The sequence below is a fragment of the Vibrio sp. NH-UV-68 genome (assembly GCF_042940635.1).
Lineage (GTDB): Bacteria > Pseudomonadota > Gammaproteobacteria > Enterobacterales > Vibrionaceae > Vibrio > Vibrio pacinii.
In genome coordinates this window covers 2287111-2300312 of record NZ_CP134975.1, presented here as the reverse complement: position 1 = coordinate 2300312, position 13202 = coordinate 2287111, and the positions used below count along the sequence as shown (strand labels likewise).

The window sequence follows — 13202 nt, the reverse complement described above, 5'->3', positions numbered from 1 at the left end:
TCCCCGCAGTGCTGTTGAATAATGGCAACCTCTCGACCTATTGGGTCAAAACTTTAGCAATTAATTTCATATCTGCAGATGCCATCAAGCTAAGCTTTATTCGCCGTGAATTTCACACTATTTGACCAATTAGCTCTAAAGTTAATCAATTTTGAGTCGTTAATAAGGTTACTTTGAGAGAACTAATTGGTTTACCGAGACGTCGGAAACCTTCAACTCCGGTCTACGGTAATCAATAGGAGAAACCACTATGGCGGTTAATGTAAACACAAACGTTTCAGCAATGACGGCACAACGCTATCTCAATAGCGCGTCATCTGCTCAGCAAGCGTCGATGGAAAGACTTTCTTCCGGTTTTAAGATCAACAGTGCTAAAGATGATGCGGCAGGTCTACAAATTTCGAACCGTTTGAATGTTCAAAGCCGTGGCTTAGACGTCGCAGTACGTAACGCAAATGATGGTATTTCTATGGCGCAAACGGCTGAAGGTGCCATGAACGAAACCACCAACATTTTGCAACGTATGCGTGACTTATCACTACAATCTGCAAACGGATCTAACTCAAAATCAGAGCGGACCGCGATTCAAGAAGAAATCACGGCACTTAATGATGAGTTAAACCGTATCGCTGAAACGACCTCGTTTGGTGGCAATAAGCTACTTAACGGTACTTTCGCAACCAAGGCTTTCCAAGTTGGTGCGGATAGTGGTGAAGCGGTGATGTTAACGATGAACAATATGCGCAGTGACAATGCCATGATGGGAGGTAACAGCTATGTTGCCGCCAATGGGCAAGGCAAAGACTGGGCAGTTCAAGACGGCGCGAATGACCTTACCATTGCCCTAACGGATAAATTTGGTCAAGAGCAAAACGTAACGATCAACGCTAAATCAGGCGATGATATTGAAGAGTTGGCCACTTACATTAACGGTCAGACAGACCTGGTAAAAGCTTCGGTTGACCAAGATGGAAGATTGCAACTATTTACCGACAATAACAATGTAGATGGCGCTGCGACCTTCAGTGGCAGTCTAGCAGGCGAGCTAAGCATAGGAGAAGCGAAAGCAGTCACGGTTGATAGCATTGATGTCACCAATGTTGGTGGCGCTCAAGAGTCCGTGGCGATTGTGGATGCTGCACTGAAATTTGTTGATAGCCACCGTGCTGAACTTGGTGCATTCCAAAACCGATTCAATCACGCAATCAATAACTTAGAAAACATTAATGAGAACGTTAATGCGTCTAAGAGCCGAATCAAGGATACCGACTTTGCCAAAGAAACAACGGCATTGACAAAATCTCAGATTCTTACGCAAGCATCTAGTTCGGTTCTTGCACAAGCAAAGCAAGCGCCCAACTCAGCGTTGGGGCTTTTAGGCTAAAAAGTTAGTTTTTAGCACACTATAAAGTCATGACTTAATAGAAAATCCAGCGTTGGCTGGATTTTTTTTGCGCGTTTATAATGCCGTAACGGATAGATCAGACAGAAAATAGCCAAGGGGAGGAGAACGAGGTAAGTGAGAGTGAAATGGCCATTTGGCTATTACTAATTAACAATGCTAAGAAAAGCGTGATGCGCAGAAAAAACAAAACCCAGCATAAAGCTGGGTTCGTTAAAGAATGGTGCGGACGGAGAGACTTGAACTCTCACACCTTGCGGCGCCAGAACCTAAATCTGGTGCGTCTACCAATTCCGCCACGTCCGCAGCATGTACTGTAGTCATCTAGAAAAATTGGCGAATTCTAGCGACGTTGTATTAATGGTGGCTACGACGGGATTCGAACCTGTGACCCCATCATTATGAGTGATGTGCTCTAACCAGCTGAGCTACGTAGCCATACATAAATATTGTTAAATTAAGATGGTGCGGACGGAGAGACTTGAACTCTCACACCTTGCGGCGCCAGAACCTAAATCTGGTGCGTCTACCAATTCCGCCACGTCCGCGTCTTAATCTGTAACTAAACGAGTAATTGGTATAACTCAGCTTAGTATTGTCTGCCTGACCAACGAGTTGATCAACCATTGTAAATAATGGCAGGGCTACCTGGATTCGAACCAGGGAATGGCGGCATCAAAAGCCGCTGCCTTACCGCTTGGCGATAGCCCTGCAGAAAACAACGATAAACGTTATTGTCTAGGTTTCTTTCATAGAAAGAATGGTGCGGACGGAGAGACTTGAACTCTCACACCTTGCGGCGCCAGAACCTAAATCTGGTGCGTCTACCAATTCCGCCACGTCCGCGTTTTAATCTGTAACTAAACGAGCAATTGGTATAACTCAGCTTAGTATTGTCTGCCTGACCAACGAGTTGATCAACCATTGTAAATAATGGCAGGGCTACCTGGATTCGAACCAGGGAATGGCGGCATCAAAAGCCGCTGCCTTACCGCTTGGCGATAGCCCTGCAGAAAACAACGATAAACGTTATTGTCTTGGTTTCTTTCAAAGAAAAAATGGTGCGGACGGAGAGACTTGAACTCTCACACCTTGCGGCGCCAGAACCTAAATCTGGTGCGTCTACCAATTCCGCCACGTCCGCGTCTTAATCTGTAACTAAACGAGTAATTGGTATAACTCAGCTTAGTATTGTCTGCCTGACCAACGAGTTGATCAACCATTGTAAATAATGGCAGGGCTACCTGGATTCGAACCAGGGAATGGCGGCATCAAAAGCCGCTGCCTTACCGCTTGGCGATAGCCCTGCAGAAAACAACGATAAACGTTATTGTCTAGGTTTCTTTCATAGAAAGAATGGTGCGGACGGAGAGACTTGAACTCTCACACCTTGCGGCGCCAGAACCTAAATCTGGTGCGTCTACCAATTCCGCCACGTCCGCGTTTTAATCTGTAACTAAACGAGCAATTGGTATAACTCAGCTTAGTATTGTCTGCCTGACCAACGAATTGATCAACCATTGTAAATAATGGCAGGGCTACCTGGATTCGAACCAGGGAATGGCGGCATCAAAAGCCGCTGCCTTACCGCTTGGCGATAGCCCTGCAGAAAACAACGATAAACGTTATTGTCTAGGTTTCTTTCATAGAAAGAATGGTGCGGACGGAGAGACTTGAACTCTCACACCTTGCGGCGCCAGAACCTAAATCTGGTGCGTCTACCAATTCCGCCACGTCCGCGTTTTAATCTGTAACTAAACGAGCAATTGGTATAACTCAGCTTAGTATTGTCTGCCTGACCAACGAATTGATCAACCATTGTAAATAATGGCAGGGCTACCTGGATTCGAACCAGGGAATGGCGGCATCAAAAGCCGCTGCCTTACCGCTTGGCGATAGCCCTGCAGAAAACAACGATAAACGTTATTGTCTTGGTTTCTTTCATAGAAAGAATGGTGCGGACGGAGAGACTTGAACTCTCACACCTTGCGGCGCCAGAACCTAAATCTGGTGCGTCTACCAATTCCGCCACGTCCGCAGCATGTTCTGTAGTCATCTAGAAAAATTGGCAAATTCTAGCGACGTTGTATTAATGGTGGCTACGACGGGATTCGAACCTGTGACCCCATCATTATGAGTGATGTGCTCTAACCAGCTGAGCTACGTAGCCACTCGTGAGCGAGACAATATAAACCTTCGCGCTCTTAGTGACAAGCCCTTTTTGTGAAAGGCTTAACACTTTAAATATGGCAGGGCTACCTGGATTCGAACCAGGGAATGGCGGCATCAAAAGCCGCTGCCTTACCGCTTGGCGATAGCCCTACAGCTATAGCTTAACGCTATAAATAATGGTGCGGACGGAGAGACTTGAACTCTCACACCTTGCGGCGCCAGAACCTAAATCTGGTGCGTCTACCAATTCCGCCACGTCCGCATCTATTCCTAAACACTTTCGTAAAAGCAGTTAGGAATGGTGGCTACGACGGGATTCGAACCTGTGACCCCATCATTATGAGTGATGTGCTCTAACCAGCTGAGCTACGTAGCCATACCTTATTTTGTTCTTTCCGATTCGTTGCCTTATCGTCGGGAACGGCGCGCATTATGCGAAGTTGAGACAAAGGCGTCAATAGTTTTTTTGAATAAATCCTCAGAAATCAACTGTTCGGTTTCTTTTTAAACAAAGAGGCGTGTTAATGATCGAAAAGTGATAACAAACCAACGCTCGAAGCGTGGTTTAATTTGCAACTTTGTTGGGATAAAACAAAAAAGCCAGCGAAATGGCTGGCTTTTAAAGTCAAAGACTTGGAGTGATATTACACGTTGAAGCGGAAGTGGATAACATCGCCATCTTTAACGATGTATTCTTTGCCTTCCAAACGCCATTTACCGGCATCTTTCGCGCCATTTTCGCCGTTGTAGGTAATGAAATCATCATAGCCTACGACCTCTGCGCGGATAAAACCTTTTTCGAAGTCTGTGTGGATTTTACCTGCTGCTTGAGGTGCGGTTGCCCCCACAGGAATAGTCCAAGCGCGAACTTCTTTAACACCTGCAGTAAAGTAGGTGTGTAGCGTTAGCAGCTCATAGCCTGAACGGATCACACGGTTTAGGCCCGGCTCTTCGATGCCCATGTCAGCAAGAAACTCTTCGCGATCTTCATCGTCTAGTTCAGAAAGCTCAGACTCGATAGCTGCACAGACAGGCACAACCACGTTGTTTTCTTTGTCTGCGAACTCGCGAACCGCGTCTAGGTAAGGGTTATTTTCGAAACCATCTTCATTGACGTTGGCAATGTACATCGTTGGCTTCAGAGTCAGGAAGTTTAGGTAGCCGATTGCTGCCAACTCTTCTTTAGATAGCTCAACTGTACGTGCCATTCCACCTTCAGTTAGGATAGGTAGCAGTTTCTCAAGAACAGTCAGTTCAAACTTCGCGTCTTTATCGCCGCCTTTGGCTTTTTTCGCATTACGTTGAATTGCGCGTTCACATGCGTCGAGATCCGCCATTGCAAGCTCAAGGTTGATAACCTCGATGTCTTCAATCGGTGAAACTTTACCTGCCACGTGAACGATGTTTTCGTTCTCAAAGCAACGTACTACGTGACCAATTGCGTCAGTTTCACGGATGTTGGCTAGGAACTTGTTGCCCAAGCCTTCACCACGAGAAGCGCCCGCGACCAAACCTGCGATATCAACGAATTCCATCGTTGTCGGCAGAATCTTTTGTGGGTTTACGATTTTTGCTAGTGCATCTAAACGTAGATCCGGTACAGGAACAACGCCTGTGTTTGGCTCGATAGTACAGAACGGAAAGTTAGCCGCTTCGATGCCAGCTTTGGTGAGTGCGTTAAACAGAGTTGATTTACCAACGTTTGGTAGTCCAACGATGCCACATTTAAAACCCATGATAGTAACCTTATTCAGCTTTGAACGTGTGTAAACGGTTTTGTGCTTTTGAAAGGCCATCCTTTAGCAGGATGTCTAAACAGCGCACAGATTCGTCTGCGGCTGCTTCAATAAGCTCTTGTTCTTTTGCCGGTGCTTTGCCTAATACAAAGCCGGCGACTTTATCTTTGTGCCCAGGATGGCCAATGCCAATCCGTAAGCGATAGAAATCTTTGCAATTGCCAAGCTTGCTGATGGTATCACGTAGGCCATTGTGCCCCCCATGACCCCCACCTTTTTTAAACTTAGCGACACCCGGAGGTAAGTCCAACTCATCGTGTGCGATCATGATCTCTTCTGGTGTGATCTGGTAAAACTTTGCCATCGCAGCAATGGATTTACCTGAGAGGTTCATAAAGGTCGTCGGGATGAGTAAGCGAAGATCCTGACCATTAACCATGATACGTCCGGTTAAACCGAAAAATTTAGCTTCGTCTTTAAGCGTGACGTTATGAATACGTGCAAGCTCTTCGACCACCCAAGCGCCCGCATTATGGCGAGTTTTGGCATATTCAGGTCCTGGGTTGGCTAGGCCGACAAGAAGTTTAATTGGCTGACTCAAGGTTCGGATCTCTCTTGGAATCTCAAAAAGCGCGGTATGATAGCACACAATTCTCATCTCGGGCGAGGTGAGAAAACTTAAGGCGAGTGAAAATAAAACAACACCCCGAGAATGGGGTGTTGTTGTCAATGCTTAATCGAGCTATCGATTAGTTAAACATGGCTGAGATTGACTCTTCGTTGCTAATACGACGAATAGCTTCAGCTAACATGCGAGAGAGGCTTAGGCAGGTAACTTTACCTGTTGCTTCCATCTCTTTAGGCAGTGTGATTGAGTCAGTAACGATGACTTGATCAAGAACTGAGTTGCCAATGTTCTGCGCTGCATTACCTGAGAAAACAGCGTGAGTTGCGTAAGCAAATACTCGCTTCGCACCGCGTTCTTTCAGCGCTTCCGCAGCTTTACATAGTGTGCCACCTGTATCGATCATATCGTCAACGATGACACAGTCGCGACCTTCAACATCACCGATGAGGTTCATCACTTCAGAAACGTTAGCACGTGGGCGACGTTTATCAACGATAGCAATATCGATATCACCTAACGCTTTTGCCGTTGCACGAGCACGTACCACACCACCAAGGTCAGGAGAAACCACCACTGGGTTTTCTAGGCCACGAGCGTGCATATCTTCAAGCAGTACAGGCGTACCGAAGATGTTGTCTACTGGTACATCGAAGAAGCCTTGGATTTGCTCTGCGTGAAGATCGATAGTCAGAACGCGGTCAACACCAACGTTAGAAAGGAAATCCGCAACAACTTTTGCAGTGATAGGCACACGAGCAGAACGTACACGACGGTCTTGGCGTGCATAACCGAAGTAAGGGATAACTGCAGTAATACGGCCCGCTGAAGCGCGGCGCATTGCGTCAATCATCACTACAAGTTCCATTAGGTTGTCGTTAGTTGGTGCACAAGTTGATTGGATAATGAAAACATCACTACCACGAACGTTCTCGTTGATTTGAACAGCGACTTCGCCATCAGAAAAACGTGAAACACTTGCATCACCAAGAGAGATGTAGAGACGATCAGCAATACGTTGGGCTAGTTCAGGTGTAGCGTTACCAGCAAATAGCTTCATATCAGGCACGGTGGAAACCTCAGGGTTGCGTCCAGTTTTTAAATTGATTGTGTGTGGGCTAAGCATACTTAGCCAATGTCTCATGTAAAGGTGAGACATTCTTGCCTTTTGCCACGAAGGCAGAGACAGTGTCTGGCAGTTTCCCAAGAGCAGATACAGCTTCGTTCTTGCTCGAAAATTCAGCAAAAACGCATGATCCTGTCCCGGTCAACCGCGACGGCGCGTATTGTAGCAGCCATGAAAGTTGCTTATCAACCTCTGGGTACAGCATTCGGACAATTTTTTCGCAATCGTTTTCGTAATTATTGTCAAGAAGTGTTGCCAGCGCACGTTTTGGTGTGTTCCTAGTCAGCTTTGGGTGGTTAAAGATATCTGCAGTTGCAATTGACACGTTAGGACGAACGACTAGATACCAGTTCTCAGCAGGCTCTGCTTTGGTTAATTCCTCACCGACACCCTCTGCAAATGCGGCAAACCCGCGTGTAAATACCGGCACATCGGCGCCGAGCTTTAAGCCAATTTGGGCCAGTTCATCATCAGACAACTTGGTTTGCCATAGATGGTTGAGGGCAACCAAGGTGGTGGCCGCATTTGATGAGCCTCCTCCAATACCACCGCCCATAGGCAGCACTTTATTCAGTTCGATATGCGCCCCAAGGCAACAATCGGCGGCGTTTTGCAAAGCGGTTGCTGCTTGCCAAATGAGATTGTCGTGCAGTGTCACGCCAGGAATGTCGGGCGAGAGCGTGATCTGACCGGATTGATTGGCGGTAATCGTGAGCTCATCACCGTGATCAAGAAACTGAAACAGGGTTTGTAATTCATGATAGCCGTTATCTCTACGTCCAGTGATGTAAAGGAAAAGATTAAGTTTTGCTGGCGAAGGCCAGTGAGTGGTTTCAGTGATCATTGGTTAACCGTCCACTTAGTTATCACAATATTGATCGAAATATCGCCTTGAGTAAGCTTAAGTTTTCTCGGCAACGGCAATAGTATCGCTTGGTGTTGAACGTCTTGATAGGCGAGGTAGTTCAATTGCCACGTTTGGCCCGCGACGCGTTTAGTCAGGGACGCGAGTGTATCCGTTTGATTAAGTTGATAAGCATCCGCGGCGGTCGGGCGACCCAGTAACCATTCATTCAATAACTCGACAGGCAGAGTGAGCCCCGTTAATTGGTGAATAAGCGCCTGCGCGGATTGTGCGCTAAATTGTTGGTCATCATAGGTTTCTACCAATGCTCCATCGGGCGTCACTTTAAGCGCCAACGCCGTCTGGCCAAGAAAAGTCGTCATGCGCAGTTGCGTTAGTTGCGCTGAATAAGACCATTGAAAATTAAGCGACTGTCTCTGTTGTGGTGAGAGGTAGCCCAACTTACCTACGGCTTGGTATTGTTGAATACTGGCTAATCTTTGTTGATGGGTTTGCCACTCAACATTGGTGGTACTATCGAGCGTTGTACAACCGGTGAGATACAGTAGCCCTGCAGTGAGCATGACCAGTGAGCGAAAAAATTGAGTCATTGCTGATTATTTATCCAGTTTTGCCCAAGGTTGGTCCTTACTATATCACCGAAATCACGAACTCTAGAAAACATATCCGCTTTCCCCTTTCAATAAACGGGGCCATCAAGTAAAATTCCGACCTCATTTATCCGTCGCGTGATTCAGAGAAACTAAAATTCATGTCTTTGCTTGCTATAGGTATCAACCATAATACGGCCACTGTCGAACTGCGTGAAAAGGTCGCGTTTGGTCCGGATAAGCTACCTCAAGCACTAGAGCAGCTCAGTCAAAACTTGATGGTAAACGGTAGTGTTATCATTTCGACTTGTAACCGTACTGAAATTTACTGTGATGTAAAAAGTGGCGGCAAAAGTAAAATCATCGATTGGTTGTCTCAATTCCATCAAGCGAGCGCCGAAGAGCTTAAACCCAGTTTATACGTTTATGAAGAACAGGCAGCGATTCGTCATTTGATGCGCGTCTCGTGTGGTCTTGACTCTTTGGTATTGGGTGAGCCGCAGATTCTAGGACAGGTCAAGCAGGCCTATGCCGATTCCCGTCAATATCAGGCCGTCGATTCGGCGATGGATAAGTTGTTTCAAAAAGCGTTTTCGGTCGCCAAACGCGTGCGGACCGAAACCGATATCGGTGGTAATGCCGTTTCCGTTGCCTACGCAGCTTGCACCTTAGCGAAACACATATTTGAATCGATAGAGAAATCGACAGTACTGCTGGTTGGTGCTGGCGAGACGATAGAGTTGGTCGCAAAGCACCTTGCTGGTAATGGCTGTAAAAAGATGATCGTCGCGAACCGAACCAAAGAACGTGCTTTACCGTTGGCAGAGCAGTTTGGCGCAGAAGTGATTGGTTTGCCCGAGATCCCCGAACACCTGCCAAAAGCAGACATTGTGATCAGTTCAACCGCAAGTCCACTGCCTATTATCGGTAAAGGCATGGTGGAAAGCGCACTTAAAGCACGACGTCATCAACCTATGTTGTTAGTAGATATTGCTGTACCGCGCGACATTGAATCGCAAGTGGGTGAGCTAAATGATGTTTACCTTTACACGGTTGATGATCTTCAATCGATCGTCGACAGCAATATTGAACAGCGTAAGATAGAAGCGATTCAGGCAGAGGCGATCGTCAGTGAAGAGAGCGCCGCGTTTATGTCTTGGGCTCGCTCCTTACAAGCGGTCGACAGCATTCGTGAATACCGCCAATCGGCCAACGAAATACGCGAAGAACTGCTAACGAAAAGTTTACAATCTCTAGCTGCGGGCGCTGATGCCGAGAAAGTCCTGCTAGAGTTGAGCAACAAGCTCACCAACAAGCTTATTCACGCTCCGACTCGAGCACTGCAAAGTGCGGCCGAGAAGGGCGAACCAGCAAAGCTTGCCATTATTCGACAAAGTCTAGGTCTGGAAAACTCTTAGCATTAAGAGCGACCGACTTTAATAACCCCTTGAGTTAAAGAAAACTATGAAAGCCTCTATTTTAACTAAGCTAGAAACATTGGTTGAGCGTTATGAAGAAGTTCAACACCTCCTTGGCGACCCTGATGTTATCGGTGACCAAAATAAATTCCGTGCGTTGTCAAAAGAGTACTCTCAGCTCGAGGAAGTTACCAAGTGTTTTCAAGCATACCAGCAAGCACAAGAAGACTTAGCCGCGGCGGAAGAAATGGCTAACGAAGATGACGCTGAAATGCGTGAGATGGCTCAAGAAGAGATCAAAGAAGCGAAATCGACAATCGAGCAACTCAGCGCTGATCTACAAATTCTATTATTGCCAAAAGACCCTAACGATGACCGCAACTGTTTCTTAGAAATTCGCGCAGGTGCGGGTGGCGATGAAGCGGGGATTTTTGCCGGTGATCTGTTCCGTATGTACAGCCGATTTGCCGAGAAAAAAGGATGGCGCATTGAGGTCATGTCTTCAAACGAGTCAGAGCACGGTGGCTACAAAGAGATGATTGCTAAAGTCTCTGGTGATGGTGCGTATGGCGTACTTAAGTTTGAGTCCGGTGGTCATCGTGTCCAACGTGTTCCAGCGACTGAATCTCAAGGTCGAGTGCATACTTCGGCGTGTACTGTCGCTGTTATGGCAGAAGTTCCAGAAGCAGAAATCCCAGAAATTAAAGCGGCTGACCTTAAAATTGATACCTTCCGTGCTTCAGGCGCAGGTGGTCAGCACGTTAACACCACTGACTCTGCCATTCGTATTACTCACTTACCGACGGGTACGGTAGTTGAGTGTCAGGATGAACGTTCTCAGCATAAAAACAAAGCCAAAGCGATGGCGGTTCTTGCGGCTCGTATTATCCAAGCTGAAGAAGCAAAACGTGCGGCTGAAGTTTCAGATACACGTCGTAACTTGCTAGGCTCTGGTGACCGTAGTGACCGTATTCGCACTTATAACTACCCGCAAGGGCGTGTTTCTGACCATCGCATCAACTTGACTATCTACCGTCTTAATGAAGTGATGGAAGGGGATTTAGTGAGCCTGATTGACCCTGTGATTCAGGAGTATCAAGCGGATCAGCTTGCTGCCCTAGCCGACAATAATTAAATCGATGTCGTCTCAACGCAGTGTTGAACAAACACTTAAGTACGCCGCTCAGCAACTGATCGAGAGCGGCAGTGATTCGCCCTCTCTTGATGCCGCGGTGCTACTTTGCCACGCGCTAGATAAGCCGCGTTCGTTTTTGCTCACTTGGCCAGAGAAAATTTTGTCGGCTGAGCAATTGGCTGATTTCAATGCGCTGCTAATTCGTCGATGTCAGGGAGAGCCTGTCGCCTATATTATTGGTGAACGTGAGTTTTGGTCATTGCCACTTAAAGTGTCACCGAGTACCTTAATTCCACGCCCTGATACAGAACGCTTAGTCGAGATTGCATTAGAAAAAGCATCAGATAATCAAGGAGATATTCTTGATTTAGGGACGGGGACGGGGGCAATCGCTTTAGCGTTGGCCTCTGAATTACCAGAGCGACAAGTTTGGGGGATTGATCTTAAACCAGACGCTCAGCAATTAGCCCAATCAAATGCGGCAAGGCTCGCAATACCCAACACCCGCTTTCTGTCGGGCAGTTGGTTCGAGCCCATTCCTGATGGTACAAAGTTTGCTTTGATTGTTTCAAATCCTCCTTATATCGAAAAAGAAGATCCTCATCTGACTCAAGGTGATGTGCGCTTCGAACCATTGAGTGCGCTTGTCGCGGATGACAATGGTCTTGCCGATATTAGACACATTGCGACGCAAGCTCGTCAGTTCCTTATGTTACAAGGTTGGCTGTTGTTTGAGCATGGCTTTGAGCAAGGGGCGAGCGTCAGGGAATTACTGGTTTCACTGGGCTACGGTAACGTGGCTACCTACAAGGATTATGGTGACAATGACCGAGTAACGATTGGTCAATACTCGCCACAAACGTAAGAGAGAAAAATAATGTACGAAGGTTTAAAGCACTTCCACCTCCTGACGATTGCTATTAGTGCAACGTTATTATCGGTTCGTTTTGCACTCATGATGGCTAACTCGCCAATACTGGAAAAGAAGTTTTTTAAGGTATTCCCTCATATTAATGACACCTTCCTTTTGCTGTCAGGCATCATGTTGATTGTGGTCACAGGTTTTATACCTTTCACGGCTTCAGCGCCTTGGTTGACGGAAAAAATCACTTGTGTATTGGCTTATATTGCCCTTGGCTTCTTTGCCCTGAAACTCGGTAAGAACAAACTGCTCAAAACCTTTTCCTTCTTCGGTGCCTTGGGGTGGTTAGCGATGGCAGGGAAAGTCGCGGTGACTAAAACACCAATGTTCTTTGGCTAGTAGTGATGGTTTAAGAGGGTATAACAAGCGGTATGTTTGAGTTATTTGATGAAGACTTTGATGCAATGGAACTGGCTGAAGGTGCGCTCGTTTTAAATAAAGCGATCAATCCTCATACCCAAGATGCTTGGGCTCAATCGGAGCTAAACCGTTTACTGCAAGAAGCAGAGTTGCTGTTGGTTAACGAAACCAATGAGCAGCAACGATTTGCTGCGCTGCTAAGAGTGTTCTACCACGAGTGGGGCTTTTGTGGCGATCGCGAAAGCTACTTTCACTCAGATAATGGTTTCATTGATAAAGTGCTCGAAAGTCGCAAAGGCATTCCTGTGAGCCTAGGGGCTATTTTGTTGTTTGTGGCGCGAAAACTTGGTTTCCCACTGGTTGGGGTGACTTTTCCCACTCAGTTTTTGCTCAAATTAGAATGGCACAACCAGAAGCCGCTCTATATCAACCCGTTTAATGGTGAGTATGTTTCACAGCATACTTTAACCGCTTGGCTGATTGGCCATAAAGGGCCGCTAGCAAAACTCAAGTCTCAACACTTGGTGCAAACTGACAACCCAACCGTCATTGGTCGCTGGTTAGCGCTACTCAAAAGTGCCCTACTGCGTGAAGAGCGCTATACTTTGGCACTAAAGTGTACCGATCTTGCTCTAACGTTCGTTCCCGATGATCCGTATGAGATTCGTGACCGCGGGTTTATCTATCAACAACTAGATTGCCACCAAGTGGCACTGTCTGATTTCCAGTATTTTATTGATCAGTGCCCAGATGACCCAGCAGCCGAACTATTAAAGAATCAAGTCACTGCCATGAGTAGTACTCAGGTGACGTTACATTAAGTCCAACACTCAACGGTTGGCATCACATCG

Annotated in this window: 11 protein-coding genes and 17 tRNA genes; 6 read left to right on the top strand and 22 right to left on the bottom strand. The window is 46.7% G+C overall.

Annotated elements, in window-relative coordinates:
• Positions 1-250: 250 nt before the first annotated feature.
• A complete protein-coding gene (locus tag ViNHUV68_RS10475; protein ID WP_038175549.1) occupies positions 251-1384 on the top strand; it encodes a flagellin in 1134 nt (377 codons plus the stop codon).
• A gap of 239 nt (positions 1385-1623) precedes the next feature.
• Here the strand turns inward: ViNHUV68_RS10475 and ViNHUV68_RS10470 are convergent.
• From ViNHUV68_RS10470 to lolB, 22 genes are all read right to left on the bottom strand, one after another.
• Positions 1624-1708, bottom strand: a tRNA-Leu gene (locus ViNHUV68_RS10470).
• Between the two features lie 55 nt (positions 1709-1763).
• Positions 1764-1840 (bottom strand) — tRNA-Met (locus ViNHUV68_RS10465).
• A gap of 25 nt (positions 1841-1865) precedes the next feature.
• Positions 1866-1950: transfer RNA gene (locus ViNHUV68_RS10460), tRNA-Leu, on the bottom strand.
• Between the two features lie 88 nt (positions 1951-2038).
• A tRNA-Gln gene (locus ViNHUV68_RS10455) sits at positions 2039-2113 on the bottom strand.
• 50 nt (positions 2114-2163) lie between these two features.
• Positions 2164-2248 (bottom strand) — tRNA-Leu (locus ViNHUV68_RS10450).
• 88 nt (positions 2249-2336) lie between these two features.
• A tRNA-Gln gene (locus tag ViNHUV68_RS10445) sits at positions 2337-2411 on the bottom strand.
• A gap of 50 nt (positions 2412-2461) precedes the next feature.
• A tRNA-Leu gene (locus ViNHUV68_RS10440) sits at positions 2462-2546 on the bottom strand.
• Positions 2547-2634: 88 nt separating this feature from the next.
• Positions 2635-2709: transfer RNA gene (locus tag ViNHUV68_RS10435), tRNA-Gln, on the bottom strand.
• A 50-nt stretch (positions 2710-2759) separates the two neighbouring features.
• Positions 2760-2844, bottom strand: a tRNA-Leu gene (locus ViNHUV68_RS10430).
• A gap of 88 nt (positions 2845-2932) precedes the next feature.
• Positions 2933-3007 (bottom strand) — tRNA-Gln (locus tag ViNHUV68_RS10425).
• Between the two features lie 50 nt (positions 3008-3057).
• A tRNA-Leu gene (locus ViNHUV68_RS10420) sits at positions 3058-3142 on the bottom strand.
• Positions 3143-3230: 88 nt separating this feature from the next.
• Positions 3231-3305: transfer RNA gene (locus ViNHUV68_RS10415), tRNA-Gln, on the bottom strand.
• Positions 3306-3355: 50 nt separating this feature from the next.
• Positions 3356-3440: transfer RNA gene (locus ViNHUV68_RS10410), tRNA-Leu, on the bottom strand.
• A 55-nt stretch (positions 3441-3495) separates the two neighbouring features.
• A tRNA-Met gene (locus ViNHUV68_RS10405) sits at positions 3496-3572 on the bottom strand.
• Between the two features lie 77 nt (positions 3573-3649).
• Positions 3650-3724 (bottom strand) — tRNA-Gln (locus tag ViNHUV68_RS10400).
• Between the two features lie 27 nt (positions 3725-3751).
• Positions 3752-3836 (bottom strand) — tRNA-Leu (locus ViNHUV68_RS10395).
• A 37-nt stretch (positions 3837-3873) separates the two neighbouring features.
• Positions 3874-3950, bottom strand: a tRNA-Met gene (locus ViNHUV68_RS10390).
• Positions 3951-4218: 268 nt separating this feature from the next.
• Complete coding sequence (ychF, locus tag ViNHUV68_RS10385; protein WP_100754237.1) at positions 4219-5310, bottom strand: redox-regulated ATPase YchF; 1092 nt, start codon at positions 5308-5310, stop codon at positions 4219-4221.
• 10 nt (positions 5311-5320) lie between these two features.
• On the bottom strand, positions 5321-5911 hold the full coding sequence (pth, locus tag ViNHUV68_RS10380; protein ID WP_391087981.1) for an aminoacyl-tRNA hydrolase: 591 nt from the start codon (positions 5909-5911) through the stop codon (positions 5321-5323).
• A 148-nt stretch (positions 5912-6059) separates the two neighbouring features.
• Complete coding sequence (locus ViNHUV68_RS10375) at positions 6060-7004, bottom strand: ribose-phosphate pyrophosphokinase (RefSeq protein WP_038173074.1); 945 nt, start codon at positions 7002-7004, stop codon at positions 6060-6062.
• 49 nt (positions 7005-7053) lie between these two features.
• Entirely contained in the window at positions 7054-7905 is an 852-nt protein-coding gene (ispE, locus tag ViNHUV68_RS10370; RefSeq protein ID WP_391087978.1) for a 4-(cytidine 5'-diphospho)-2-C-methyl-D-erythritol kinase, read from the bottom strand.
• Positions 7902-8516 carry a lipoprotein insertase outer membrane protein LolB gene (gene lolB / locus ViNHUV68_RS10365; RefSeq protein WP_391087975.1) on the bottom strand — a complete coding sequence of 205 codons (615 nt, stop codon included), beginning with the start codon at positions 8514-8516 and terminating at the stop codon, positions 7902-7904. The genes ispE and lolB overlap by 4 nt, the downstream gene beginning before the upstream one ends.
• 161 nt (positions 8517-8677) lie before the next feature.
• On the opposite strand from lolB, the gene hemA reads away from it, so the two are divergent.
• Genes hemA through ViNHUV68_RS10340 form a run of 5 tightly spaced genes read left to right on the top strand, consistent with a single transcriptional unit; the run spans position 8678 to position 13172 of the window.
• The gene (gene hemA / locus ViNHUV68_RS10360) at positions 8678-9934 is read left to right on the top strand and encodes a glutamyl-tRNA reductase (RefSeq protein ID WP_391087972.1); all 1257 of its coding nucleotides are present in this window, start codon (positions 8678-8680) and stop codon (positions 9932-9934) included.
• Between the two features lie 46 nt (positions 9935-9980).
• Positions 9981-11069: a peptide chain release factor 1 gene (prfA, locus tag ViNHUV68_RS10355; RefSeq protein WP_391087969.1), complete on the top strand. Its 1089-nt coding sequence runs from the start codon at positions 9981-9983 to the stop codon at positions 11067-11069.
• Positions 11070-11073: 4 nt separating this feature from the next.
• Positions 11074-11934 carry a peptide chain release factor N(5)-glutamine methyltransferase gene (gene prmC, locus ViNHUV68_RS10350; protein WP_038173044.1) on the top strand — a complete coding sequence of 287 codons (861 nt, stop codon included), beginning with the start codon at positions 11074-11076 and terminating at the stop codon, positions 11932-11934.
• Between the two features lie 12 nt (positions 11935-11946).
• Positions 11947-12330, top strand: coding sequence for a SirB2 family protein (locus ViNHUV68_RS10345; protein ID WP_038173043.1), 384 nt, complete (start codon positions 11947-11949; stop codon positions 12328-12330).
• 32 nt (positions 12331-12362) lie between these two features.
• Entirely contained in the window at positions 12363-13172 is an 810-nt protein-coding gene (locus tag ViNHUV68_RS10340; protein WP_038173042.1) for a SirB1 family protein, read from the top strand.
• The last annotated feature ends 30 nt before the right edge of the window (positions 13173-13202 follow it).